Origin of the sequence: Micromonospora sp. NPDC085948, from assembly GCF_040686315.1 — a bacterium.
Classification (GTDB): Bacteria; Actinomycetota; Actinomycetes; order Mycobacteriales; family Micromonosporaceae; genus Micromonospora.
Genome location: NZ_JBFBJW010000025.1, coordinates 1 through 24,092, shown reverse-complemented (window position 1 = coordinate 24,092; position 24,092 = coordinate 1). Strand labels below are relative to the sequence as shown.

At 70.2% G+C, this 24,092-nt stretch carries 24 protein-coding genes, 1 pseudogene and 1 riboswitch; of the genes and pseudogenes, 11 read left to right on the top strand and 14 right to left on the bottom strand.

The window, feature by feature from the left end; all coding sequences use genetic code 11:
• Both AB0O48_RS34180 and AB0O48_RS34175 read right to left on the bottom strand, forming a co-directional pair.
• Positions 1-828 (bottom strand): GNAT family N-acetyltransferase, encoded by an 828-nt coding sequence (locus tag AB0O48_RS34180; protein ID WP_365070087.1) that lies wholly within the window; start codon positions 826-828, stop codon positions 1-3.
• On the bottom strand, positions 825-2,429 hold the full coding sequence (locus tag AB0O48_RS34175) for a helix-turn-helix transcriptional regulator (protein WP_365070083.1): 1,605 nt from the start codon (positions 2,427-2,429) through the stop codon (positions 825-827). Before AB0O48_RS34175 ends, AB0O48_RS34180 begins: the two co-directional genes overlap by 4 nt.
• A gap of 198 nt (positions 2,430-2,627) precedes the next feature.
• On the opposite strand from AB0O48_RS34175, the gene AB0O48_RS34170 reads away from it, so the two are divergent.
• Positions 2,628-2,984 (top strand): hypothetical protein, encoded by a 357-nt coding sequence (locus AB0O48_RS34170; RefSeq protein WP_365070080.1) that lies wholly within the window; start codon positions 2,628-2,630, stop codon positions 2,982-2,984.
• 13 nt (positions 2,985-2,997) lie between these two features.
• The gene (locus AB0O48_RS34165; protein ID WP_365070077.1) at positions 2,998-4,131 is read left to right on the top strand and encodes a cupin domain-containing protein; all 1,134 of its coding nucleotides are present in this window, start codon (positions 2,998-3,000) and stop codon (positions 4,129-4,131) included.
• A 23-nt stretch (positions 4,132-4,154) separates the two neighbouring features.
• Here AB0O48_RS34165 and AB0O48_RS34160 read toward each other — a convergent pair whose 3' ends face one another.
• The 5 genes from AB0O48_RS34160 to AB0O48_RS34140 form a co-directional block, all read right to left on the bottom strand.
• Positions 4,155-5,618: a PepSY domain-containing protein gene (locus AB0O48_RS34160; RefSeq protein ID WP_365070074.1), complete on the bottom strand. Its 1,464-nt coding sequence runs from the start codon at positions 5,616-5,618 to the stop codon at positions 4,155-4,157.
• A 230-nt stretch (positions 5,619-5,848) separates the two neighbouring features.
• On the bottom strand, positions 5,849-6,445 hold the full coding sequence (locus tag AB0O48_RS34155) for a copper resistance CopC family protein (RefSeq protein WP_357571132.1): 597 nt from the start codon (positions 6,443-6,445) through the stop codon (positions 5,849-5,851).
• The gene (locus AB0O48_RS34150) at positions 6,442-7,683 is read right to left on the bottom strand and encodes a Dyp-type peroxidase (protein WP_365070070.1); all 1,242 of its coding nucleotides are present in this window, start codon (positions 7,681-7,683) and stop codon (positions 6,442-6,444) included. The genes AB0O48_RS34155 and AB0O48_RS34150 overlap by 4 nt, the downstream gene beginning before the upstream one ends.
• Entirely contained in the window at positions 7,680-8,279 is a 600-nt protein-coding gene (locus AB0O48_RS34145) for a copper chaperone PCu(A)C (protein ID WP_357255918.1), read from the bottom strand. Before AB0O48_RS34145 ends, AB0O48_RS34150 begins: the two co-directional genes overlap by 4 nt.
• Positions 8,280-8,343: 64 nt before the next feature.
• Entirely contained in the window at positions 8,344-10,392 is a 2,049-nt protein-coding gene (locus tag AB0O48_RS34140; RefSeq protein WP_365070067.1) for a copper resistance protein CopC, read from the bottom strand.
• Between the two features lie 130 nt (positions 10,393-10,522).
• Positions 10,523-10,737, top strand: a riboswitch (cobalamin riboswitch).
• A 130-nt stretch (positions 10,738-10,867) separates the two neighbouring features.
• Here AB0O48_RS34140 and AB0O48_RS34135 point away from each other — a divergent pair.
• The 3 genes from AB0O48_RS34135 (at position 10,868) to AB0O48_RS34125 (ending at position 13,570) form a co-directional block, all read left to right on the top strand.
• On the top strand, positions 10,868-11,380 hold the full coding sequence (locus tag AB0O48_RS34135; protein WP_357369322.1) for an acyl-CoA thioesterase: 513 nt from the start codon (positions 10,868-10,870) through the stop codon (positions 11,378-11,380).
• Positions 11,381-11,475: 95 nt separating this feature from the next.
• Complete coding sequence (locus AB0O48_RS34130) at positions 11,476-12,468, top strand: zinc-dependent alcohol dehydrogenase family protein (RefSeq protein WP_357255924.1); 993 nt, start codon at positions 11,476-11,478, stop codon at positions 12,466-12,468.
• Positions 12,469-13,030: 562 nt separating this feature from the next.
• Positions 13,031-13,570 carry a DinB family protein gene (locus tag AB0O48_RS34125; RefSeq protein ID WP_357255926.1) on the top strand — a complete coding sequence of 180 codons (540 nt, stop codon included), beginning with the start codon at positions 13,031-13,033 and terminating at the stop codon, positions 13,568-13,570.
• A 110-nt stretch (positions 13,571-13,680) separates the two neighbouring features.
• On the opposite strand, the gene AB0O48_RS34120 is transcribed toward AB0O48_RS34125, so the two are convergent.
• Both AB0O48_RS34120 and AB0O48_RS34115 read right to left on the bottom strand, forming a co-directional pair.
• Positions 13,681-14,064, bottom strand: coding sequence for a hypothetical protein (locus AB0O48_RS34120; protein WP_357255928.1), 384 nt, complete (start codon positions 14,062-14,064; stop codon positions 13,681-13,683).
• Between the two features lie 137 nt (positions 14,065-14,201).
• Entirely contained in the window at positions 14,202-14,417 is a 216-nt protein-coding gene (locus tag AB0O48_RS34115; protein ID WP_357255930.1) for a winged helix-turn-helix domain-containing protein, read from the bottom strand.
• Positions 14,418-15,071: 654 nt separating this feature from the next.
• Here AB0O48_RS34115 and AB0O48_RS34110 point away from each other — a divergent pair.
• Positions 15,072-15,245 (top strand): hypothetical protein, encoded by a 174-nt coding sequence (locus AB0O48_RS34110; protein ID WP_357571128.1) that lies wholly within the window; start codon positions 15,072-15,074, stop codon positions 15,243-15,245.
• 121 nt (positions 15,246-15,366) lie between these two features.
• Positions 15,367-15,867 carry a hypothetical protein gene (locus AB0O48_RS34105; RefSeq protein ID WP_357571127.1) on the top strand — a complete coding sequence of 167 codons (501 nt, stop codon included), beginning with the start codon at positions 15,367-15,369 and terminating at the stop codon, positions 15,865-15,867.
• A gap of 91 nt (positions 15,868-15,958) precedes the next feature.
• On the opposite strand, the gene AB0O48_RS34100 is transcribed toward AB0O48_RS34105, so the two are convergent.
• Complete coding sequence (locus AB0O48_RS34100) at positions 15,959-16,537, bottom strand: HD domain-containing protein (RefSeq protein ID WP_357571126.1); 579 nt, start codon at positions 16,535-16,537, stop codon at positions 15,959-15,961.
• A 382-nt stretch (positions 16,538-16,919) separates the two neighbouring features.
• On the opposite strand from AB0O48_RS34100, the gene AB0O48_RS34095 reads away from it, so the two are divergent.
• On the top strand, positions 16,920-17,834 hold the full coding sequence (locus tag AB0O48_RS34095; protein WP_357571125.1) for a GNAT family N-acetyltransferase: 915 nt from the start codon (positions 16,920-16,922) through the stop codon (positions 17,832-17,834).
• A 95-nt stretch (positions 17,835-17,929) separates the two neighbouring features.
• Here AB0O48_RS34095 and AB0O48_RS34090 read toward each other — a convergent pair whose 3' ends face one another.
• Positions 17,930-18,499, bottom strand: coding sequence for a helix-turn-helix domain-containing protein (locus AB0O48_RS34090; RefSeq protein WP_357571124.1), 570 nt, complete (start codon positions 18,497-18,499; stop codon positions 17,930-17,932).
• A gap of 92 nt (positions 18,500-18,591) precedes the next feature.
• Between AB0O48_RS34090 and AB0O48_RS34085 the strand changes: the two genes are divergently transcribed.
• On the top strand, positions 18,592-19,506 hold the full coding sequence (locus AB0O48_RS34085) for an alpha/beta fold hydrolase (RefSeq protein WP_357571122.1): 915 nt from the start codon (positions 18,592-18,594) through the stop codon (positions 19,504-19,506).
• A gap of 69 nt (positions 19,507-19,575) precedes the next feature.
• A complete protein-coding gene (locus tag AB0O48_RS34080; RefSeq protein ID WP_357571120.1) occupies positions 19,576-20,427 on the top strand; it encodes a type II CAAX endopeptidase family protein in 852 nt (283 codons plus the stop codon).
• Between the two features lie 265 nt (positions 20,428-20,692).
• Here AB0O48_RS34080 and AB0O48_RS34075 read toward each other — a convergent pair whose 3' ends face one another.
• Positions 20,693-21,694, bottom strand: a complete 1,002-nt coding sequence (locus AB0O48_RS34075) for a hypothetical protein (protein ID WP_365070125.1) — start codon at positions 21,692-21,694, stop codon at positions 20,693-20,695.
• Positions 21,695-21,745: 51 nt separating this feature from the next.
• On the opposite strand from AB0O48_RS34075, the pseudogene AB0O48_RS34070 reads away from it, so the two are divergent.
• Positions 21,746-21,979: pseudogene (locus AB0O48_RS34070) on the top strand (IS5/IS1182 family transposase); the annotation flags it as partial.
• A 30-nt stretch (positions 21,980-22,009) separates the two neighbouring features.
• Here the strand turns inward: AB0O48_RS34070 and AB0O48_RS34065 are convergent.
• Positions 22,010-22,657 (bottom strand): hypothetical protein, encoded by a 648-nt coding sequence (locus AB0O48_RS34065; RefSeq protein WP_365070056.1) that lies wholly within the window; start codon positions 22,655-22,657, stop codon positions 22,010-22,012.
• A 561-nt stretch (positions 22,658-23,218) separates the two neighbouring features.
• Positions 23,219-23,833 carry an HD domain-containing protein gene (locus tag AB0O48_RS34060; protein WP_365070054.1) on the bottom strand — a complete coding sequence of 205 codons (615 nt, stop codon included), beginning with the start codon at positions 23,831-23,833 and terminating at the stop codon, positions 23,219-23,221.
• Positions 23,834-24,092 lie beyond the last annotated feature (259 nt).

Here is a 24,092-nt window from a genome sequence, read left to right as displayed (position 1 = left end):
TCAGGGAGTGGACCGCCAGACCCAGTTGCGCCGCTCGTAGAGCGGCACCAGCCCAGCCCGGCGCAGGTTGTTCAGCGACGGGTTCTGCGTACCGGGTGCGGGCTTTCCGGTCTCGGCGAAGAGCCACCGGCATCCGGCCTCGGCCGCGGCTCGGGCGCGAGCGGCGATCAACGCCGACTGCGCGCCGAGGCCGCGGTGAGCGGATGCCGTCGCGGCGGCGTTGAGCGAGGCGACCCCGTCGTGCAGGAACAGGTTGCCGCCCGCCACGAGCTCCGCGTCGTCCCACGCGGCATACGGTCTCCAGGCCGGCTCGCCCACGGTCGCCGCCAGCATGTCGGTGAGCCCACCGGCCGGCATGCCGAAGCCGGCGAGCAGCACGTTCGCCCAGCGCTCCGCCTCGGCCGTCGGCACCGGGCCGACGCGCAGGCGGGTCGGGGCCGCGGCGACGTCACCGGGCCGGGCGGCGAGCTTGACCCAGGTGCTCCCCGCTTCGAGCCCGCGCGCCGCCGCGATCTCGTCGAAGCCCGCGGGCAGCGCCGACGGCACGAGCTGGAGGACGGCCTGAGCGACGCCCTGCTCCCGGTAGAAGTCGAGGACGCCGTCCAGGGTTCGCGCGGTGAACGGCTCGGTGATGCCGAAGCCGAGCGCCTTGCTCCAGTACCCGCCGGAGGGGTCGTTGCGCATCGCGAGGGCGACACCGCCGCCGATGCGCGTGGTCGCGATCCCCAGATCGGTGTACGCGGGCTCGGGCGCCCGCGACTCGTAGGAGTACATGAATTCGCACTCCACGCCCTCGGCGAGCGGGGTCAGGTCGGCTGGTTCGATCATGAGCTGATCATCGACTTGTGCCGGTCCCAGGCCCGCACGAGCTGCATCCGGTTGTGGATACCCAGCTTGTGGTAGATGGACCGGAGCTGGGTGTCCACCGTGTGGAAGGAGACGAAGAGATGCCCGGCCGCCTCCTTCTTGGTGGCGCCGGCCGCGAGCATCTCGGCCACCCGCTCCTCCGCGGGCGTGAGCGCCTCGATGCCCGTGCGCGGCGGCTCATCGATCGACGACCGACGGCGCGGGGCGGCCGCGAGTTCGGCGCACCGCCGGTCGGCGGTCGCCTGATCGCCCGGCGCGCCGATGCGGGCGTAGAGGGCCGCCGCCTCGTGCGCGGCATCCCACGCCTGTGCCGGGCGCAATAGAGGGCTGTTGGCGAGGTCGAGCAACGCGTCGGCCAGAGCCGGCCACGCGGTGGTGGTGCGCAGCCCGTCGACTGAGGACCGCAGTGCGCCTGGGTCGCGATCGAGCAGCCCCCTGGTCTGGTCCGCCAGTGCCTGCCACAGCGGGACCGGAGTCCGGGTGGCCACCAGTGCGACAAGCTCGGTGACACGGCGGGCGGCCTGTGTGTCGCCAGCAGCCACCGCCGCGCGGACCAGACGGGGGCCGAACTGCGGCACCGGCAGGAGCGACCGCACCGACCGGTGCAGGTCGGCGACGATGCTGTCGAGGAGGTTCGCCGGCTCGCTGAGGGCGGGATCGCGGATGGCGACGCAGAGGGCGGGCGTCCACACCGTACTGTCCGGCCACCGTCTCCGGGTGAGGCAGACGCGCAGGGCGGCGCGCGCCGCGTGGTGCTCGCCCCGGCGGTAGTGCACCTCCGCGAGGACCGTGACCAGTAGGGCACGTGTCTCCTGGCTGATGTCCACCGAGTCGGATCCGAGCCTGGTGGCCGCGAGGGCGGCAGCCTCGGGCAACTCGCCCACCGCGACCATGCGCAGGCAGTCCAGGGCGGTCAGGGTGCCGCTCAACGGCGTACCGGTCGAGATCGTGTCCTCGAAGGCCTGCCCGGTCGCCGTCTGGGCGTCCTGGTGCCGGCCAAGACCGAGCTGCACCAGGATCGCTTCGGTGCGGACCGAGGTGGCGTCCCGTCGGGCCGTCCTGGCGTCGGAGTCCAGTGCCGTCAGGACGGCGTGCGCGCCGGGTAGATCTCCGTGTGACAGCGCGCGGGCGGCCCGGCCGAGGGCGAGGTGGCGGGCGGATGACCGGTCACCCGATGTGGCGTGCGCGGTGCCCGCGTCGCGCAGCAGGGCGTCGGCGTCCGGATGTCCGGTGCGGGCGGCGACGGTGGCGATGACGGCGAGCAGCGTGGCGCGGCTCGGGGCGTCCAGTCGCTGGTTGAGCGACTCCCGGAGGCCCGCGAGTGCGACCGACGGTGGTTCCAGCGCCGCGATCTGTGCCAGGCGGCTCAGCAGCAGGGCGCGGTGTCGCGTACCGCGGCCATTCGCGGCGATCTCGACCGCCAGGACGCGCAGGGCCGCCTCGCCGCGTCCGGCGAGCCGGAGCTGATCAGCCGCGGCGAACAGCCACCGTTGTCGTTGCTCGGTGTCGGTGGCGATGTCGTCAGCCGGGATCGCCGTGGCGTTGAAGGATGATTCGGACAATGGCGTTCTCCCCGGTGGTTACCCGGCGCGTCGAAAGGCCGTCCTGCGACCGAGCCTATCCACGGCGGGAGAGGCGGGCGACCAGATCGACGAAGCGGCGGGATTGCGGCGTAAGGCCCACGCCGTCCCGGAAATGACTCAACGTAATGGCGCGATCACGTGATGTGACGGCGCTTGGTTGGCCCCGATCATCGAAGCATGGCCCACACGACGTCGTCGCCCCTTGATCGTTGGCTGCCGAGCAACGCGGCTGGTCGGCCCGACTGCTCCTCGACAGCCGACGACCGGGGCGAGCACCCGGATCGGACCAGCCTGCCCGGCGCGAACCGGCTCCGGGTCGTCCTGCTGGCTCTCGTCGTGTTCGCCAGTGCCGGGGCGGGCGGCCACGCTCCGCCGTGGACCCGCCTGGTGGTGGTGGCGACCGCGGTGGCGATTCCCGCCGCGATCGCGGTCCAGTACGGATGGCCCGCAGTACGCACCCTGCTGGGGCTGCGGTCCCGGCCACGCCGGCGAGGCGGATCCGTGTCCGCGCCCGAGCCGGCACAACCGACATAAGGAGACAGCGATCATGGCGAACAGCGATCCTCAGCCGCGCCGCGGCGACCAGGGTGCCCCGCCCCTCGCGGGCCGCAACATCGAACTGGAGCGGCAGAACCCCGATCTGGTGGTGCCGCCGACGACCGACAGCCGGCTGGTGCCCAACCTCAAGTTCTCGTTCTCCCAGGCGCACACCCGGGTGGAGAAGGGTGGCTGGACCCGAGAGGTCACCAGCCGGGATCTGCCGATCGCCACCCAGTTGGCCGGCGTCCAGTTCGGATTGGAGCCGGGCGGGTACCGCGAGATCCACTGGCACCAGCAGTCCGAATGGGCCTACATGCTCAGCGGCAGCTGCCGGATCAGCGCAGTCGACCACGAGGGACGCAACTTCATCGAGGACGTGAAGGAGGGCGACCTGTGGTTCTTTCCGCAGGGCGTACCGCACAACATCCAGGCGCTGGACGACGGCGCCCAGTTCCTGCTCGTCTTCAACGACGGGGCCTTCTCGGAGAACAACACGTTCCTGCTCAGCGACTTCTTCGCCCACACGCCCCGGCACGTCCTGGCCAAGAACTTCGGCTGGACGATGGAACAGATGGAGAACCTGCCCGAGCGGGAGAAGTACATCTTCCAGGGCGACGTCCCGCCGCCCCTGCAACAGGACCGGGTGGTCAGCCCCACCGGCGACATCCCGCGCAGCTTCAAACACCGGATGACCGCGCAGACCCCGCAACGCTTCCGCGGCGGGACGGTGCGGGTCACCGACTCGACCAACTTCGCCGCGTCCGTGACCACCGCCGCGGCTCTCGTCGAGGTCGAGCCCGGGGGAATGCGCGAGCTGCACTGGCATCCCACCACTGACGAGTGGCAGTACTACATCTCCGGTACCGGTCGGATGGGCGTCTTCGCGTCCCAGGCCGCCGCCCGGACGTTCGACTTCCAGGCCGGCGACGTGGGCTACGTGCCGTTCGCCTACGGGCACTACATCGAGAACACCGGTGACGAACCGCTGGTGTTCCTGGAGATGTTCCGGCATCCGCGCTTCGAGGACATCTCGGTGATGCAGTGGATGGCCAACACGCCCCACGAGATCATCGCGGACACGATAAACGTGCAGAAGTCGATGGTCGACGCCTTGCCGACCACCAAACAGGTGGTGATCTGACCACGGTGGCCGGCCCTCGCTGATCAGCTCCCGGCGGGTGCCGGCGAGGTGGGCGCCTGGGCAGGTCGTCGGCGTCGGGACACCGCGCCGGCGACGACGTCGACGACGAGGAACGCGAGCAGGGTGAGCCCGAACAGGGGCAGCGCCCAGCCGACCGCCACGACCACCGGTACGCCGATCAGCAGACCCCAGAGCGGCAGTCCGCGTACGCCGCCACGGGCCGGCGGGGTGCCGGCGAGGGCGCGTCGGTCGGTGCGGGTGGGTCGACGTTGCCACCACATGCGGTAGCCCCAGACGATGACGCAGAGCAGCCCGAGGGCGAGCGCGGCCAGCAGGATCTGGTTGACCAGGCCGAAGAGCAGGCCCATGTGGGCCTGGATGCCGAGCCCGCTCAGTTGGGCCAGCAGGGGCCAGTCGGCGAAGTCGCTGCGCGCGGTGACCGTGCTGGTGGCCGGGTCGACGGCGATGCGGTCCTTGGCGACCGGCCAGGTGTTGTCGACCTGCGTGACGGTCCAGGCGAGGCCCGGCTCCGCCGCCGGGATGATCTCGATCGGCCCGGAGAGTCGCGCGTCGCGGGCGACCGTCAGCACCCGGTCGAAGGCCGCCGACTCGACCGTCGCGCCCGCCCCGGCGTCACCGTGGTGATGGCCGCCGCCCGGCTCGGCGGGGATCGCGCTGAGGCTGGTGGAGATCTCCGGCGTACGGGCATTGAGCGCGTCGAGGCCGGAGGCGAAGTTCGCGCCGGCGTAGCGGGACCAGGTCAGGCCGGTGGCCGAGAGGAAGAGCAGTCCGACGGTGAGCCAGATGCCCGTGGTGGCGTGCCAACTCCGGGTGCGGCGAACACCCCGGCCCGTGGACAGGTCCGGCACGAGCAGGTGTCGGGCGCTGGCTCGGGCTGCGCTGCGTCGACGCCACCAGAGGATGACCCCGCCGAGCGCCATCACCCACAGCCAGCTCGCGGCCAGCTCGGAGTAGTTCTCGCCCACCGTGCCCAGGTGCAGGTGGCGGTGCAGGTCGTCCAGCCACGTCGCGGCCGGCGTCGAGCCGAACCAGGTGGTGAGCTGCCCCTGGGACTCGCCGGTGTACGGGTTGATGTAGACGGTGTGCTGCTTCTCGCCGAGCTCCGGCAGGGAGAAGACCACAGTTGTGGTCCGGTCGCCGTCGCCGGGCTGCACGGCGGTGATGCTGCCGGTGGGGTGCGCGTTTCGCGCGGCCCCGACCTGCTCGGCCAACGGGAGCTGCCGGTCACCCACCGGGGCGGCGGTCAACTGGTCGCCGTAGAGGAACGAGTCGAGTTGCGGGGTCGTGGTGTAGGCGAGCCCCGTCAACGCGGCGACCACCAGGAACGGGGCGACGAGGATGCCGGCGTAGAAGTGCAACCGCAGCAGCAGCGCGCCGAATGGCGACGGACGCCGAGCCGGCCGGGCGGGTTTCTCGGGTGCGGAGGGCTCTGGCGTCGGCGTGCCGGACAACTCGGTAAGAGACATGGTGATCCGATCGGAAGAGTCGGGAGGCACCCGAAGGCCTCTCCCGCACTGGTCTGGTCGCCCGGTGGTGTGTCGCGTCGGCTCTGTCTGGTAGTCGGCTGGCCGGCGTCGCCGGTTCCCGGCGACGTGGAGGCCGATTCTCCGACCGGAAGGGCCTCTCGATCGATCGAGATCTTGGAAGAAAGGTGCCCCTTGAGGGGCGGTTTCCTTCCAAGATCGCAAGGGGTCGGTCAGCGACGGGCGGCCCGCCGCCACAGCAGCCCGGCCGCCACCACGACGAGGACGGCCAGCACGGCACCCGCGACGAGCACTGCGGCACCCGGGCCGGCGGCGGTGTCCTTCGCGGTGGCGGCGGCGGACGCGGTGGCGGCCGACGTACCGGCGTCGGCGACCGGCGCGGCGCTGGACGCGGGGTCGGCAACCGTGAACGGGTACGACCCCTGGACGGGGTGCCCGTCGGCGGAGACGACCCGGTAGGCGACCGTGTACCTGCCGTTGGGCAGTGCGCCGGTGATCTGGACCGTGCTCGTCGCCCCGGTGACCACCGGCGCGCCGGTGGTGAGCTTCCGCTTGGCGGCGTCGGTGAGCACGATCGTGGTGAACGTGGGGTCGAGCCGCTGCATGAATTCGAGGGCGACCTCGGTCGGCGCGCGCGACAGGGTCGTGTCCCGAGCCGGCGTCGACGACTTGAGCGAGTTGTGCGCCCAGGCCGGGCTGGCCGGAATGAGCAGCGCCACGAGGACGGCGAGCGCCGCCGCGCCGAGCCGGACGGCGGTGGGGCGGGGTGGCGGCACGGTCCTGGTGACGTCTCCGGTTGGCGGGGTCATCCGAGCACCTGCTCGCCGATCCAGCCGTCCGGCGTACACCCGGGTGGGATGGCGAAGACGGCAGAGCCGATCGGGGTGGTCCATTCGTTGAGCAGGTCCCGGTCGGCCAGTCGGCGTTGGATGGGCAGGTACTGCCGGGCGATGTCGGCCTGGTACGAGGTGAAGATCAACCCGCTGTCGGCGTGGCCCTCGGCGGTCGGCACGCCGTCGTAGTTGTAGGGCCGGCGCAGGATCTTCAGCCGGTCGTCGGTTTCTCGGGCCCGGGTGAGGTGGGAGAAGTCGGGGATGACGGTGAGCCCGTCGGGGCCGGTGGCGGCGAAGTCGGGCTCGTCGTGCTCGGCGGTGCCGGTGAGGGGCGCGCCGGTGTCGAGCCGCCGCCCGATGGCGAGTTCGCGGTCGGTGCGGCCGAGCAGGTCCCAGGTCTCCATGTTCATGCTGATGCGCCGTACCACAAGGGTGGTGCTGTCGCGAAGCCACGCCGGGCCGTCCGGCACCCACAGGGCGGTGTCCAGCGGGGTGCCCGGCCGGGGATTGGCTGTGCCGTCGAGCTGGCCGAACAGGTTGCGCTGCGTGTGGCCGCCCGGTTCGACGCCGGGGCTGCGCCGGAAGCCCTGCTGGACCCAGCGGACGACGGCGAAGGGCCGGCTGTCCTTGATCAGGACTCGTTGGGCGTGGGCGACGGTGACCGCGTCGTCCGCGCAGATCTGCACCAGCAGGTCGCCACCGGACCAGGCCGGCTGGAGTCGATCGACGCGGAACGAGGGCAGGTCGGTGACCGAGGCCGGTCGCCGGTCGTCGACACCGGCGGCCCGGTACAGGCCGGGCCCGAAGCCGAACGTCACCGTCAGCCGCGCCGGCAGAAGCCCGAGTTCGGCCTCGGTGTCGGCAAGCGCGGGTTGGCCCTGGGTGAGCCGGGCGGCGTCGTCGGTGAGCAGCCGCAGCATCCGCCCCAGCGCGGCCCGGTCGGTGCCGGGTCGCAGGGTGAACGCGACGAATGCCGCGTGCGCCTGCGGTTCGGTGGCGACCCCGGCCTGCCGGGCGCCGTGAAACGGCTCGACCAGGCCGCCCACGCTCGCCGCCAGCGTCGTGTCGGCGATGGTCGCCGGCGGTGGTCCGGTCTGCCCGGCACGGGTCACGGCGATCGCGGTCCCGCCGGCCACGGCACCGCCGACGGCGAGAGCCCCGCCGGTGAGCAGGCCACGCCTGCTCACCGGCCGGACGGGTGACGTCTCGGTCACGACGCCGGGCTCATGCTCATCCCCGGCGTAGCGCTCGTGCCGGGCATGGGCTCGCCGTGCCCGGGGGCGTAGCTCTCCTGCGCGCCGGTGAACGGCTTGGCCACCGCGCGGAACTGCTGGGTCCGGCCGTCGGCGAAGGTCAGGGTGACTGTCAGCTCGTCTCCGGCCTGGACCGGCTTGGTGAGGTCCATCAGCATCAGGTGATCGCCACCGGGCTCCAACGCGTGCGTGCCCTTGGACTTGATCACGATGCCGCCCTGCTTCTGCCGCATGACCATCTTGCCGTCCTTCATGGCCATCTCGTGCAGCTCCATGGGCGACACCTCGGTCGTGGCGCTGGTCAGCGTGACATCGCTGTCACCGTCGTTGACCAGGGTCCCGAAGGCCGCCGTCATCCCCTTGTCGGCCGCCTTGACCCACGGGTCACGAATGCCGAGCACACCGGCGTCCGGGTTGGCCGAGACCGACGCGGACGGCGCGGGCTGCGCTGCCGACGGAGAGTCGGACGAGCCGCAACCCGCGGCGCCCACCGCCAGGATGGCGGCGGCGAGGACGGTGGCCAAGTGGCGTGAACCGAACGGGTTGGTGCTGCGCATGTGTTCTTCCTCCGATGATCGCTGCTGGCTGGATGGTCGGCCGCAGCGGGGAGAAAGTTCCGGCTCAGGGCACGTTGATCGTGAACTCGGCGGTGTGCACCTTGCCGGCGACCTGGAAGTCGAAGAACGCCCGGTACCGGCCCGAACTCGGGGCGGTCAGCCAGAACTTGACCGACCCGTCGACCAGCTCCGGCTCGGGGTGGACGTGCACGTACCCGAGGTCGCCCTCGCGGACGACGACCAGGTGCCCGTACGCGCCCAGGTACGGCTCCAACTGCACGGGCACGGTCGGGTCGGCGCTGACCTTGAAGTGCATCGGCGCCGTCACCCCCACCGTCGGGGTTCCGGTCATCGACACCGCGTACGGCCCGGCCTTCGCCTGGGCCTGCACCGGCGGCAACGCGGTCGGGGTGTGCGCGCCGGGCACGGTGTGGTCGACGCCCAGCACGAGCGGAATCTGCGTGTCGTTGGTCGCGGTGACGGAGAAGTCGGCGTAGACGCGGTAGCCGCCGGGCCGGGCCAGTGTCAGGGGGACGCTCCAGGTGCCGTCGGCCGCCATCGTCGGGTGCAGGTGCTGATAGCCGGACAGGTCGCGGCCGACCACGATCAGGTGCAACGGCTTGTCGTGGACGACCGCGAAGCGGGTCGCCGGTTGCCGGTCGGTCCCGACGATGCGGAACCGGTAGTCCGCGCGTACCCCGGGCGGTTGGGACCGCTCCAGTGGTTGCAGGGTGTAGCCGCCGGCGCTGACCGTCGTCCCGGTCGCCAGCGTCTCGCCCGTCGCGCCGTCACCGCGATGCGTGTGCGGCCCGGTGCCCGCCGGGTGTTGGTGCCCGTCGTTCGCGGCGCCCTCCTGGCCCGGGGCGGGCGGACCGCCCGCGGGCTGCCGGGCGCTGCGGTCCGCCGGGTTCCCGTCGCCGGTCCCGATGCGGGCCAGACCGAACCCGGCCAGCAGAGCGATCACCAGCCCGCCGACGAGCAGGGCAAGGTGGGTGTTGCTCAGCCGGGATCCGGGCGCTGCGGCGGCGAGATCCGTGTCGGGCCGTGCTCCGGGCTCGACCGTGGGCTCGCCGTCCGTACCGGCGACGGTTTGATCGGTCGGCGTCGGATCGACCGCGACGCCCGTGCGGGCCGTGACGACCGCGTTGCCCTTGCGTGCCGCCGGCACGGTGGTGGGCCGCCGCTTGTCGCCCGGAGCCGGCGCGACGACGGTCCTGCGACCGTCGGCCTTGCCACCGCCGATGGTCTTGCCGCCGGTGGCCCTGGCGCCGGCGGCCGGGCCGGTGCCGGCCTTGTTCGTGGGACGGGCACCACCGCCGCGTCGACCGGAGGTCGCCGGCGAGGTGCGGCCCCGGCCGGTGGGTCTGCGGGTGGAAGCCGATCGGCGACGCCAGAAGATGTACGCGGCCACCGCCCCGGCCGCCGCGACCACCACCGCCCAGCCGGCCAAGGCCACCGTTCCGAAGCCGCTCTCCTCGGTGGACCCGGTCGACGGAGCCGCCGCAGCCGGCGGGTTGGACGGATCGTCCGCGGTGGTCGGCACCGCCGAGGCCTGCCCGGACGTGTTGTGCTGCTCGGTGGCGGCCACCAGCGCCGGGTCCGGTTGGGTCGACGGCGGGCTCCACCCCTTCGGCGCCGCGGCCACCCGCCCGTCGTAGCGGAAGGTCAGGGTGCCCCGCACGGTGTCGCCGTCCGAGGCGACCGACAGGTAGCTCACCGAATACTGGCCCTTGGCGGGCAGGTGGGCGACGGTCACCACCGCGGGGAACCCCGTCGTGTACTCCCGTGGCTCGAACTGCCCGTTGACCAGGAAGTACTCCCGTACCGGCTTCTCCAGCGGCTTCGGCTCCCCCTGCGACCAGCCGTCGTCGACCCGGGTGCCGTCCGGGGCGGTGACCGTGAAGAACGCGTTGGCGGCGGCCTTCTCGGTGAAGTAGAGCCGCACCGCCGTGAACGGCTCGCGCACGGTGGAGCCGCCCGCCGGTGTGGAGTCGGCGAGGGTCCCGTGAGCCGCGGCGGGTTGGGCGGACGCGAGCAGGGCGACCGCCGAGGCGAGGAGGAACGCGAGGAGGCCCGAGATCACCCGCCCGCAAGTCTGGGGGAGACGACGCATCTGGATATCCTCACCCTCGCGAGACTTTTTTCAAGAGGTGGCGATCTTCTTCCTCCGACGACAAAAGTTGACGACGAGGTCGCGGGCCGTCGCAGCGGGACGCCCCGGGTGGACACATTCCCTGGCCAGCTATGCTGCCGACGGCGCTGGTTCGCCCCGTCGTGACCGGCTGGGCGTCGCAAGAGGGAACCCGGTGGAAATCCGGGGCTGCCCCGCAGCGGTGAGTGGGAACGACCGCCGTCATCAGCACTGGGCCAACGGCCTGGGAAGCGACGGCCAGTAGGGGACCGGCGCGACCGGTCAGGCCCGCGAGTCCGAAGACCTGCCGGCGCCGCGTACACAACCGTGTGCGCTGCCGTCGGCCTCGCGGGTGGGCTGAGCGGGTGACGGGCCGTGCGTGTGGCGCACGGCCAGGTCCTCGTCAGCGCGTGTCCGCGACCCGGCGGTGTGGTTTCCCGAGGGACGGACTACCGCTGTGCACGACACCACCACGATCGCCGGCCGAGCGCCGTCGGCGTCGCACCTGACCCTGTCGCAGATCATGGACCAGCACCACACCAACCTGATGGGTACGGTGCACGGCGGCCGGATCCTCAACCTCATCGACTCCGTCGCCGGTGTGGTCGCCGCCCGGCACTCCGACGGGCCGGCGGTGACCGCTGCCATCGACGAGACGGCGTTCCTCCGCGCGGTGCGGGTCGGTGACGTCGTACACGTCGATGCCCGGATCACCTGGGCCGGCCGCAGCTCGATGGAGGTCGCCGTCAAGGTGACCGCCGACCGGTGGGACCGGGCGGTGCCGCCCACCGACGTGGCCACCGCCCACCTGGTCATGGTCGCCATCGACGACGACGGTCAGCCTCGTACGGTGCCGCCGCTGCTGCCGGAGACCGACGGGGACCGGCGACGGTACCGGGAGGCGGAGATCCGCCGGGAGCACCGGCTGGCGCTGCGACGCGCGTTGCTCGACGGCGCCGACGACGCCTGACGCGCCCGTTGTGACGGTGGCCGGTCCGAGAACCCGCCCCACCGCCGATCCGGTCGGATAGCGTCCACGAGAGGCCCCGATCACGGAGAGTGTGGATGGCGATGCGCGCTGCGGTGCTGCGGGAGTTCGACGTTCCGCTGACGATCGAGGAGATCGACCAACCCAGCCCCGAGCGCGGGCAGGCGCTGGTGCGGATCGTCGCCAGCGGGGTCAACCCGCTCGACACGAAGATCCAGGCGGGAAAGGCCGCGCACGCACGCATCCAGCTCCCCGCGGTGCTCGGCCTGGACCTCGCCGGCGTCGTCGCGGCGGTCGGTGCGGAGGTGACCGACCTCGCGCCGGGAGACGAGGTGTACGGGCTGTGCGGGGGCGTGGGCGACCTCCAGGGTTCGCTTGCCGAGTACGCCGCCGTGGACACCCGACTCCTGGCCCGCAAGCCGAACACCCTCTCCATGCGGGAGGCCGCCGCGTTACCCCTGGCGGCGATCACCTCCTGGGAGGGGCTTGTCGACCGGGCCGGGGTCCGGGCCGGCCAGAAGGTGCTGGTGCACGGCGGCGCCGGTGGCGTCGGTTACGTGAGCGTCCAACTCGCCCAGGCGCGCGGCGCCGCGGCGTACGCCACGGGTGGGCCGGCGAGCATGTCTCTGATCGAGAGCCTGGGCGCGGTAGCGATCGACTACACCTCGACAAGCGTCGAGGAGTACGTGCAGAGGTACACCGACGGTGCCGGGTTCGACATCATCGCCGACAACGTGGGCGGCGCGACCCTCGACGCGTCGTTCGCGGCGGTGCGCACCTATCACGGCCACGTGGTCAGCGCGTTGGGCTGGGGGTCGCACTCGCTCGCCCCGCTGTCGTTCCGGGGAGCGACCTATTCCGGGGTGTTCACTCTGCTGCCGCTGCTGACCGGGCAGGGCCGCGAACACCAGGGCGACATTCTGCGCGAGGTCGCGGCGCTGGCCGACGCCGGCATGTTGCGCCCGCGACTGGATCCACGCACGTTCACGCTCGACACGGTCACGGACGCCCACCGCCTGGTCGCCAGCGGCACCGCGAACGGCAAGGTTGTCGTGGACGTCGCCGGTTGAGATGCGGGGACCGTCCCTCCGATCTGCAGGGCGCGTCGCGCCGCTGCGGGCCGCCCTTTGACCCTGGAGCTTCTGCGTCGCATTGCTGCCGCGCCCTGGCGTCTCGTAGGCGTCAAGGCGCTCGTGACGACGGATTCGGTAGTGGCAGCCGGATACCCTGCTCGATAACCGACCGGGGAGAGCCAATGGGCCTGTCAAGCCGTGAGTGTCCGGACTGCAGACGACGGGTCAAAGAGCCGTTTCAAGAGACAATCACCGGCCGCAAGGTCTGCCCTGACTGCGCCAACGCCCTCTTCATGGGCTCTGCTGCCGGCGCAATCACGGGGAATGTCGGCTCCGGGTACGGCGTCTGGGCCATGCTCATGCGCAAGATCCGGCGTTCGTCTGAGTGACGACCAGGACGACTCTGTCCGGACGTCCATGAACTCCGGTGGACTTTGAGGCAGCTCAATCGGTGCTTCCTGCGGAACGAAGGTGTCAAGCTTCGCCAGCGATGCGCCGTCGAAGTTGGTGCACCGCAACTCACTTGACTGGTGCGATCCGCCCGCGATTTGGTGGCGCCGTGAGCAAACTGTGGACCGCCCCCGAGAAAGACCCCAGGACCTTCGGTCAGCCCGTCGGCGAGAAGGCGACCTACCGGGAGTACCTCGGCAACTACCGCCTGACCATAGAGATGAAGTGCGACGGACTGGACGCCGAGCAGCTCGGCCGACGCTCGGTACCGCCCAGCACCCTGAGCTTGCTCGGCCTGGTCCGCCATCTGGCGCAGATGGAGAACCAGTGGTTCCAGCGTGTGCTGCAGGGGCGTACCGACGCACCGTGCCTTTACCAGCACGAGGACGACCCGGATTGGGACTTCGGGGGCGCGGTCCCCGACCCAGCGGTGGTGAAGGACGCCTTTGCCACCTGGAAGGCCGAGATCGCCAGGGCGGACGAATGGCTCGACGCCCTCGACGAGGCCGACCTGGGCCGCGAGGTGCTGGTCGACGGTGGCAGCCACGCCACGCGCGACGTGCTTGTCCACGTGATCGAGGAGTACGCGCGGCACGCTGGCCACGCCGACCTCCTACGCGAGTGCATCGACGGGCGAACCGGCCTGTGACCCACCACGGCGGTGGGTCAGCACAAGGACCGCCGTCAGGATGCAACCTCACCGTGAGGAACGCCGCAGGTCACGCAACCGCTCGTCTGAGTTCCGCTTCAACGTCTGACTCAGGAGTTCCTGGCTCGTACGAAGTCCGCGTAGTCCTCCCCGGCAACCCCGTGGTTGACCCAGCGATCCGGCGACGCCCCGGTCGCTCGCTGTGCTAATTCCAGCGCTTCGGCCGGGTCTTCAACGTGACCGATCAAGCGGCCAGGCCCTGGGTCGTCCTCGCCGTCTGGGTCCAGCGACGGGAACACCGACAGGTCCCGGCGGCTCTCGTCGTCCAGGTCCTGCACGTTCTGGATGGACACGTTGTAGCCCTCTTTCCAGGGCCAGATGGACACCCAGCGGATGCCTTCGACGCCCGCAATCACGACGGGTCCGAGGAACTGCTCGGCCCCCTTCTTGCGGTGCAGCGCGCCGAGGAGGAACGACCTGCTGAGGTGTCGCACCCTCGGAGGTTAACCGGCCCCCCGTTTATGCAAAATGCGAGCCCGGTTGCTGTCGACAGCAACCGGGTCAGACGGGGAGGGGCTCAGCCGGAGAAAGGCGGAACATTGCCCGAGGTTACAGGCACCTAGGGAGAGATTCACTCGGCGACGAAGACGCCAACACCGGGAAGTGTTTCGGTCATTCCTTTGATCCGTAGTACCTGCATTGCGCGGTCGATCACCGGCTCGGTAACCCCGTAGTGCTCAATCAGCTCTCGCCGACTCGGCAGCTTGGAGCCGGGCTGGAACTCGCCGGCCTTGATGCGTTCGGCGAGGTCGTCGGCGATCTGTTCGTAGCGGTAACGCGGTGGCACGTGGCTCTCCTCGGTTGGCAACACGAGTAGACCACCTACGTCAGCCCTTGACTACCCAACGGTACCTGTGGGAGGTTGCCGAGGAGGTCGATTCCCTCGGTTGGCGCTGTGGGCCGTCCTCGCCGGCGTGGATGTCCGGCGCGTCCCCCGCGCTCGGGCATCCACGCCTCCAGATCGCTCCGGTATAAGGAGACGGCAGTGCTCCCTTCGACAAGGGCAGGGCAGATCCTGGCGCGAGCAGGCGAGGCGAGCCGGTGAAGCGAGTTTCGTACGACGAGTACGTGCTGGCGGTGGCGCTGACGCTCGCTCGCCGTCACCGGCCCGTCTGGTCCTGGCGACGCTGGCGGCGCATTTGCCGCTGCGGAGGCGCGCTGCCATGCCGAAGCCGGCATCGCATCCCGATCAACCGCGGCCACTGGCCCAGCCAGGACGGCCCGCAGTGACCACTCACCACCCGATCAGGCCGGCCTGGACGTGCGGTGGCTGTGCTTGGGAGTGGCCATGCCAGACCCGGCGTCAAGAGTTGCGAGCGGAGTACGACCGAGCCCCGGTGTCACTGGCCCTCTACCTGGCGGCTCAGTTCGTCGACGCGACCCAGGACCTGGCCCTCGTTCCCGCCGGACACCTGCACTACCGATTCCTCGGCTGGACCCGATGAGCATCCTGCGGCCGGGTGACGAGAAGTTCCACTACAACGACGGCTCACGCAGGTGGATCCCGCCGGACCCGGACTACGACCAGGAGGTCTGGGACGAGCAGGTGCGTCAGCACAAGCACGGCCACCTCAGGAACGAGCGCCCGAAGGTTCGCATCCAACGCCTCGTCTGACGCCAGCTGTGCAGCAGCGAAGTAGAGCAACCGGGTCAGCCGAACCTAGCCGAGCAGCGCGCCATTCAGGGACATCAAGCGCTGGGTTGGCCAGCGGACGAGGCAAGGGCATGATCAGGCGGTGATCTCCTGGCCGACGTGGGATGAGTGGTTGGCGACTCTACCGCCAGATGTCCGCGATTCTGCGTTATCGCTGGCGGAGAGGTTCAAGGAGCTTGGAGCCCAAGACCCGGAGGGGTGGGCAAGGTCGGAGGTCAGCGAGAACATTCCGCAGCTGGCTCGGTTCATGGTTTTGCGCGCCTTGTGGCGGGATGCGATATCTCCGTGGATGGATGCCAGTGCTCTGTACGACGTGGCGGCCGCGCGGCGGTTGGTTGAGGCAGGCGCGGATCCTCACGACGTGCTGCTGGTCGCGCGAGCTGGAGCGTACGAGGCGGTCGTTGCCACGGTGTGCATCCTCGACGAGGGTGGCGGCCCGCACGCGCGCGAGAGCGATCCCGGCTGGCACTTGGTCGAGACGGACGCGGAGTGCAATCCGACGGGCCGCGAGATCGGCGGGCTCCATGAATCTCTGGGGGAGACGGACCCATCCGGCAACGACGGTGCCGACCTGTGGGAGTGACCCGGCTGGGTGACTAATCGGGTGATGATCGGGACGGATGTCAGCGGACGAGCAGGGACCTTCGTGGACGGTTCAGCAGGTGAAGACCGGCTTACTCGTGCGGCGGGGGAGTGAGCCAGGCGAGGGGTTGTCCGCTGAGGGCGGCGTCGGCGAGGCGGTGGGCGCTGGCGGTCTTCAGTGCCGCTCGCGAGCTGTCGATCCAGCGCTGGACGTTGTCGATGCCCTGATGGCGGTACTCGACGGCTTGGACGAGGCATTCCATCTTGTCGGCGTCGCGGGCGACGACGGCTTCCAGCGTCTCGCCGGCTTCGTACTCGGCGACGGCAGCGGTGATGACGTCGGCGACGGCCGGTGGGCAGGCCGCAACCTGGTCGGCGGTGACGGCGGTGTTGGGTACGGCGGTGAGATAGCGCCTGGCGATGTGTGGGATGTCGGTGATCCGGGTTTCCTGGGTGTCGTGCAGAACGCAAAGCATCGACACGCGGGCCGGGTCCGCGCCCTCCATGGCGGCGAGCATCATTCCGATGAGCGAGGTCCGGAACGAGTGCTCGGCGATGGATTCGGGGTGCTTGACGCCAGCGAACCACCAGCCGGTGCGGGCGGCGCGCTTGAGGACGCCGGCCTCGAAGATGAAGCTCATTGCTCCGGCGGCGTCGTGGTCGTCGGTCATCTGCCCGTCCCTGTGCCGGTGAGTGCGTCCGCCCGCAGGCGGTAGACGATAGAGGTTAGTTCCTGCCGCGACTGGTCTGGGACGAGCAGGTCGACAGCACAAGCGCGGCCACCTCAGGAACGAGCGCTCCAAGGTCCGCCTCCAACGCCTGCCCGATACCAGCATCGCCCACCTTCCGATTGTGCAAGTCACGAGCCCGTTGCCCGGTCGATCGACAATCGGCTGTCCGCGCGTACGTCTTAGCATTGCGAGCAGCGGTCCGTAGCGCGGGTGCGGCGGTCGGCGCGATGACCGGGCGTGCAGTCCTCCGCGGCGGTGGCACCAAGAAGGCGGGACAGTGGCGGTTGAGCGGTTCGGTTCATTGGCAGAGGCTGGCGTCACGATGCGGCCCTATGTGGGTGCCAGTGACATTGCCGGCGTCCAGGCCGTCCGTGCCGAGGTGCACCGGGTCGACGGCGATCTCTCGCTGCCCGGTCCCGATACCAGCGATGACCCCAACGGCGTACACCCGTTCTGTCTGATCGCCCAAGGCAATTCGGGGCGAATCGTGGGCTTCACCTGGATGGACTGGTGGTCCGAAGCGGCCGATACCCGGGTCTACCTGCTGAGTGGCTGTGTGAGCCCAGCGTGGCGCAGACGGGGCATCGGCAGCGCCATGCTGCGGTGGCAGGAGGCACAGGCCATCGAGTTCGACGGCAGCAGGCCGGTCGGCGGTCGGAGCGTCTTCGGCGCGAACGTGGGCGAGCACCAGCCGGGCAAGCTGGCACTGCTGACAGCTCACGGTTACCGGGTCGCGTTCACGGTCGTTGACATGGCCCACGACCTCAGCGGCTTACCGGACGGCGACATTCGGCTGCCCGAAGGGCTCGTCCAGCGTCCGGTCGAGGCTGCCCACCATCCCCAGATCCACCAGGTGATCGAGGAGTGCTTCGCGGGATCACGTAACGGCCACCGGCCCAGGACCTACGAGGAGTACCTCCGCGACGTCCAGGACATCGACATCTGGTGCGTCGTTTGGGCGGGGGACGACATCGCCGCGGTCGTGGTGAACGAGTTGCAGGCCGACGGCACCGCGTTGACGCCGTGGGTTGCCGTGGGCACCGCGTGGCGTCGGCGGGGCGTCGGTCTCGCGGTGATGAGGCGCACGCTGCGTATGTTGGCGGAGGCGGGAGCGTCGACGGCCCGACTCGGCACGGTCGCGGAGAACCCGAACAACAGCGTTCGGTTGTACGAGAAGGTGGGATACCGGGTGACGGCCTGGCGACCCCGTTACCGCAAACCAGTCGAGGCGCGCTGAGCTGAGGCGGCGGGATCCTCTCGAAGGCTTACTCCTGCGGCGGGGGAGTGAGCCAGACGAGGGGCTGTCCGCTGAGGGCGGCGTCGGCGAGCGCGTTACTCGGTCGGGGGCCGGGTGGTTGTGGCCGATTCAGGTGGCGTCGATGGCGTGTCCGGTACGACGACGAGGCTGACGACGCGGCGGGTCCGGCCGTCGCGGGTGTTGCCGGTCCGACTGACGACGGCGTGTTCGATCTCGGCGACCATCGTGGCGAACTCTTCGTCGGTGAGCCAGACGGCGGCCTGTCGGTAGACCACGCCGTCGCGGTGGGGGTCGGCGTGTTCATGGGCGAGGTAGCGGTCGAAGTCGCCAAGCAGTGACGCCGCGAACGTGGTGTAGGCGCGTCGGTGATCGTCGAGGGTCATCGCGGCCCGCGCGGCGGGGCTGACCGTGCCCTGTTCTTGGCGTACGCGGTAGCTGCGCTCCACCGTGCCGCGTACTCGCCGCTCGTCGACCACCTCCAGCACGCCCGCCTCGACCAACACGGCGATGTGCCGGTACATCGTCGCTGGGGGGATGTCGGGTAGGCGCTCGCGGAGCTGTGTGGTGGTCAGCGGGTCGGTGTCGAACAGCGTTTGCAGGATGCGCATCCGGACGGGGTGCAGGAGAAGGTCTGCGGTTGCCATGGACCCATCTTCCCACATACGATAATGTTCCCACGGTTGATAATGTTCGCGACGCTGAGAATAATAGGAGGTGGCGCATGACGGATGTCGACATGACGGCTGTCGCAGACGACGGACTTGCCCTGGTCGGCACGCTGACCCTGCCCGTCGGTCCCGGACCGCACCCGGCCGTCCTGATCCTGCACGGCTCCGGACGGCTGGATCGCGACTCCAACACCGCGCGCCTCCGGATGGAGCTCGGGCCACCAGTGGCCAGCAGGCTGGCAGAGGCCGGGATCGCCACGTTGCGGTACGACCGGCGCGGTGTCGGCGCCACGGGCGGCGACTGGCGCGCGACCGGATTCGCCGCCGGTCGGCACGACGCCGCCGCCGCGCTACGCGCCCTCGTCGCGCGACCCGATATCCGGGCGGACGCCGTTGGCGTGCTCGGGCACAGCGAGGGTGCCGTTCACGCCATGTCGCTTGGGGCACGCCCGGAGGTCGCGGCGGTGGTGCTGCTGGCCGGGTTCGCCCGCCGAGGGGAGGACGCCCTGCGCTGGCAGGCCGCAATGATCGCCCGCGACCTCCCCGCTCCCGTACGACCGCTGCTACCGATCCTGCGATCCCTGGCCAACCGCCAACTCGCCCGAATCAAGACGTCCAGCACGGACGTGGTGCGCGTCCTCGGGAGGCCAACCAACGCCCGGTGGCTGCGGGAGCTGCTCGACCACGACCCGCGCTCCGACCTGGCGAACATCAAGGCTCCCGTCCTGGCCATCACCGGCGGCAAGGACGTCCAGGTCGACCCGGCCGACCTGGACGAGATCCGCCGGCTGGTGCCCGGCGACGTCACGGTGCACCGGATTCCCGACCTCACCCACGTGCTGCGTCGCGACTTCGGCCGTCCGTCGGTGCGCTCCTACCGGCGACTGCTCCGCCAGCCGGTCGACCCCGACCTGCTCGCGCAGGTGGTCGGCTGGCTCGCCCACCGACTACACGAGACGCCCGACACGGTTCGTGCCGGGTGACCGATGGCTCACCCCCACCCAGAGCCAACCCCAACAACCCCTGCTCCTAACCCCGCGAAGGGAACTGGCGTGACCACCGCAACCTCTGCTCGCCGACACGACGGCCTCACCACCTTCTGGATCGTCACGTTCGCCTGGACCTTCGCCTTCTGGCTTTTCGCGGTCACACTCGATGGACCGGCGATGACGTCCCCCACCGTCGTTCCGTACCTTCTCGGCGGATTCGGCCCGGCGATCGGCGCGATCGCCGTCCGGATACGGCGCCATCGCCGTCGTCAACCGATCCCCGCCCACACGGTGCGACTTCGGCTGCGCCCACGGCTGTTCTGGGCGCTGCCCATGCTGGCCCTGGCATCGGGGACCGTACTGGCAGCCGCACTGCTCGCGGAGTTCCTGGGAGGCCCCGCAGTGAGCCTGACCGAAGGGCGCGAGTTGATCGCGACGGCGGGCGGAACCGTACCGTTCCTGATCAGCATGCTGGTGGGTGGTCCGTTGGCCGAGGAGCCCGGTTGGCGTGGCACGGCCTACCCACGCCTGCGCGCGTCGATGAGCCGCCTGCGCGCCGGTCTGCTGCTGGGCACCGCCTGGGCGGTGTGGCACCTGCCGCTGTTCTTCATCGACGGGACTCTTCAGTCCGAGTTCGGCCTGGTCAGCTGGAGTGGCCTGTTGTTCACGCTCAGCGTCTTCCCGATGGCACTGCTCACCGGCTACGCCTACGAGCTCGCCGGGGTCGCGGCATCGATCGCGGTCCACTTCGGCGTGAACACCACCATCGCGCTGCTCACCCTCAAGGCACCCGCCGCCCAGGCGCTCGTCCTGGCGGTACAGATCATCGTTGCGGCCGCGCTGCTGGCCGCACCACGCGACCGTGGCCAGGACCGACCGGCGCTGGGCCACCGCGAATTGGCTGATCTGCGGTGAACGGGTGGCTGATCGCACGCGACGCCCAGCGGTAAGACGGGCCGTGGACTTCGCTGCGTACCGAATCAGGGGCTGACCTCGGCGCATGCCCTCACCTGCGAGTTGACCGACGCCTTGCTGGCCCCGGCTGCACGTCGGGGCCAGCAAGGCCAGCGGGCGCTGTAGCGGTTGGCCGGTGCTCAGGCAGGCACGGACACCGCGCGTCCTGCCCGCGCCGGCCGGCTTGCCGACCTGGCACGGCAGTGCCTCATCATTCCGGATGTCATCACACTGCATTGCTCGCCCAGTAGTCCCGCTCGGGCAGCAGAACCCAGTGGTCGGCGGGGCCGGTGATGCATCGGGCGTCGACGGGACGGAGGCCGACGAACGCGCACGAGTATGCGGGGGCCTGCGACCTGTAGAGGTAGCTGAGCAGGATCATCTGGCTGGTGTCTGCGCTCCACGGGGCACCGCCGGGATGCAGGTCCCAGCCGATCGTCTCCCCGTCGCGGTGAGTGCTGCCCTGGTTGCCGCTCTTCGGGTTCGCGTACAGGCCGTAGGCGATCGTGCCGACGGACAGCAGCCGACCGACCACGGGTGTCTGCGGCTGGTATCCCCACGGCTGGGTGATCACGCAGCCGCCGGGTACGTCGGTGACGCCGACGAGCAGCAGATCGTTCATCTCCGAAAGCCAGACCCAGTCGTGCTCGTCGCCTGGATCGGGATCCTCGTCGACGTCGATGTCGTAGTGGGCGAGAAGCTCGTCCTCGGTCATCGGGGTGCCGTCGAGGCGGCGGATCGCCTCGGTCGCGTCGATCTCCGCGACGCAGAGAAGCCCGGTCCCGTCGTAGTGGTCGACCTGCAAACGGTCGCCCAGTTCACCGGCCAACGCGACGGCTTCCCGCTCGGCCGGGCTCAGCTCGACCCCGGCCGGCGCGGTGCCGAACAGGTCGGGTTCGGGGCCGGCGAGGCTCAGCCGACCGGGTGACCAACCGGCCATCATCGGCTGCCACGGGTCCGCACCAGCGGCCGCCAGCACCCGGGCGTTGTCGTGCCGCCGCCCGTGAACCGCCAGCCACAGCGGGGACCGGCCGTCGGACAGGCAGTCGACATCGCTCGCCGCCGCGGCCATCGCCGCCACGACTGCTGGCGACCAGTGCTCCGCAGCGACGTGCAGGGCCGAGTCATGCCCGAGTGGCATGCAGGGATCGGCTCCCGCCGCCAGACGAGCCCGCACCTCGTCCTCGTCGCCGCCGTCCCACAACTGCACGCCGTCCCACCCCGTCATGACCCGCCCTCCGGTCGCCCGCCTACACGCGCGACGTTAATCGGGACCCGTCTCGGAGTAGGCCGGTCCCGCACCTGCCCCGACCTCGTCCTGGCGGACAAGGCCTACACCAGCCGCGGCGGACGCCCGCCCACGTTCGACCCAGACCTCTACCGGATGCGACATGCCGTCGACAACGGCATCAACAGGCTCAACCGCCACCGCGGCGTGGCCACCCGCTACGACAAGTTGGCCGTCCGGTTCCAGGCCGTCCTGACCATCACCATCATCTGCGAATGGCTCTGACCGGCTTATAAAAATGCCTTAGTTGCAGTATTAGGCGGCAGCTGGTTCGGACATGATTCGCAGCCAGCGAGACCGGTGGAAGATTGGGTCCTCGGCGAGGACCATGCATTCCCAGCTACCGTCGCGTCGTCCGGAGCGGCGGTCCGGTCCGTTGAACTGGCTGAGCCCGGTGGGCCCCCCATATCGGTGAATGCCCTCGTTGGTGGCTACCTCGTTGCCGCACCACGTCAGCTCGTCACCGGCCTCGTGCAGGGCGGTGGGGGTGCCTGACATCACCAGCGTGTGGGCATGTTCGGCGACGAACAGTGCCTGCAGCGCCGGGTTGTATGTCGGGCCGGCCGGCGGGCGCGGAGCCGGTGCCGACATTGTCGCGGGGGCCCCGGGGCCACGGCGTAGCGTCGCACGGATCGTCGGCCAGGCCGACGGTCGTAGCGGCACATCGCGGCGCACGATGAGGAGGTCGGCCAATCCCTGGCTGTCACGCCAGGACGCGGCGGTATCGCTGGGTTCGTTCATCCGCAACGGCAGAAACACCGCGCTGTGTGGGCTGACCGCCGCCAGCCGGAACAGCGCCCCGAGGCGAAGTAGATCCGCGCGGGAGCTGATAAGAGCGCCGGTGTGCTGCCACAGCACATTGGTGATGTGGGTGTTGCGAAATGGAGCCGCCATCGTGATCACCCGCCGTAGCCGGGCGCTACGGGACACGTGGTGAACGCGTAAGCGGAGGCGCATGCGCGCCGCGTCCGGAGGGCTGGTCACTGAGGCACGGTAGGCCGGCGCCTGTTCAGGCCAATCGTGAATTCCCACAACGTGGCCGGGGAATCCGCCTTCAGGTCCAACACGTCAATGCACCACGTGGCTCCGCCTCGGACACCACCACCATGACCACTCCGGATCACGGCCGGTTTGCCCTGGATCGTCAGCCAGGTCACCGCCACGCCGTGACCTTCACCGGCCACCCACGACTTCTGAAACACGCCTTAAGTGTGCCGGTGCTCCGGCGATACCGGGCAGACGCAGAGCTGCAGATTGATCCCGGCGATGTCGCTAGCCGGGCGAGGGCGAACGTCTGCGTCTGGTTGAACCGCGCTCGCTGATCCGGGCGAACCACGGTCTGGGTTCCGGCGAGGATAGCAGCGAGTACAGCGCAAATGCCGACGACGACGCCCGGCACTCGCTGGGCGAAGGCCGTCGCGCCGGCGGCGCCGGCGGCGCCGGCGAGCATGGTTGCAGGGACGCTCAGACGAGCGGCTGCCGGTAGCGGTGGGAGAGTGATATTAGGTCCGGCTCGCCGAACGTCTTGACCATTGCCGCGAATCGGTCAACTTTGTCATCGCCGAAACGCCGCACGCTGGCAGCGAAGGAGCTTGCGGTGAGGAACGTCGGGGGTGTCGTTTTGCTGTGGAATTTGTCCGCGTACATCACCAGTTGCTCCTCCACGGTGTCTGCCGTGTAGTCCCGCACCGGAAGTGGCAAGCCTTGCCGCACCACGTCGTCGCGGGTGAGCCCGACCCCGGTGTGATGGGAGCAGAACCTGTTCACCAGTTCGGGGAACCCGAGCTCACGCAGCATCGTGTGGCCGAGTATCCCGTGCCGGACGTAGGTTCCGTGATCGAGCTGTCCTGCATCGTTGTACAGGCGGTAGACGCCGATGTCGTGCAGGAGACTGCCCGCACGCACGAGCGCGGTGTCCAGGGGAACGGGGTATCTGCCCAGGAGTTGCTCCGCGACCTCGCAGATGATTTGGCAGTGGGTGTAGACGAGTTCGAAGGCGCCTTTGGTCGGCGCGAACCGCTCGTGCAGTGCCCGGATCTGCTCGTCGGTAGGAAGGGACACCGGATGGTCGTACCTCAAGCGGTTAACTCCTCCGTGGCCATCGACCGGTAGCTGGCAGCCGTGATGAGGCCGAGGCGCCGGTAGAGGCTGCGGTGGTTGCCACGATATCTCGCTTCACTCCCATCACGTCGAGTCAGCGAGGGGTGGGGGGGGGGGGGGGGGCCCCGGCCCCCCCCCCCCCCCCCCCGCGGGGGGGGGGGGGGGGGGTGCCGGCCCCCCCCCCCCCCCCCGCCCCGCCCGCCCCCCCACCCGCCGCACCCACCACCGCCACCCGCCC

Coding starts and splice junctions, on each gene's coding strand:
- AB0O48_RS34090 (WP_357571124.1), bottom strand. CDS start 18,499: ATGGCAACCGCAGACCTTCTCCTGCACCCCGTCCGGATGCGCATCCTG.
- AB0O48_RS34145 (WP_357255918.1), bottom strand. CDS start 8,279: ATGCGCAGCACCAACCCGTTCGGTTCACGCCACTTGGCCACCGTCCTC.
- AB0O48_RS34110 (WP_357571128.1), top strand. CDS start 15,072: ATGAGCATCCTGCGGCCGGGTGACGAGAAGTTCCACTACAACGACGGC.
- AB0O48_RS34140 (WP_365070067.1), bottom strand. CDS start 10,392: ATGCGTCGTCTCCCCCAGACTTGCGGGCGGGTGATCTCGGGCCTCCTC.
- AB0O48_RS34155 (WP_357571132.1), bottom strand. CDS start 6,445: ATGACCCCGCCAACCGGAGACGTCACCAGGACCGTGCCGCCACCCCGC.
- AB0O48_RS34180 (WP_365070087.1), bottom strand. CDS start 828: ATGATCGAACCAGCCGACCTGACCCCGCTCGCCGAGGGCGTGGAGTGC.
- AB0O48_RS34095 (WP_357571125.1), top strand. CDS start 16,920: ATGCGGCCCTATGTGGGTGCCAGTGACATTGCCGGCGTCCAGGCCGTC.
- AB0O48_RS34165 (WP_365070077.1), top strand. CDS start 2,998: ATGGCGAACAGCGATCCTCAGCCGCGCCGCGGCGACCAGGGTGCCCCG.
- AB0O48_RS34170 (WP_365070080.1), top strand. CDS start 2,628: ATGGCCCACACGACGTCGTCGCCCCTTGATCGTTGGCTGCCGAGCAAC.
- AB0O48_RS34160 (WP_365070074.1), bottom strand. CDS start 5,618: ATGTCTCTTACCGAGTTGTCCGGCACGCCGACGCCAGAGCCCTCCGCA.
- AB0O48_RS34130 (WP_357255924.1), top strand. CDS start 11,476: ATGGCGATGCGCGCTGCGGTGCTGCGGGAGTTCGACGTTCCGCTGACG.
- AB0O48_RS34085 (WP_357571122.1), top strand. CDS start 18,592: ATGACGGCTGTCGCAGACGACGGACTTGCCCTGGTCGGCACGCTGACC.
- AB0O48_RS34075 (WP_365070125.1), bottom strand. CDS start 21,694: ATGACGGGGTGGGACGGCGTGCAGTTGTGGGACGGCGGCGACGAGGAC.
- AB0O48_RS34100 (WP_357571126.1), bottom strand. CDS start 16,537: ATGACCGACGACCACGACGCCGCCGGAGCAATGAGCTTCATCTTCGAG.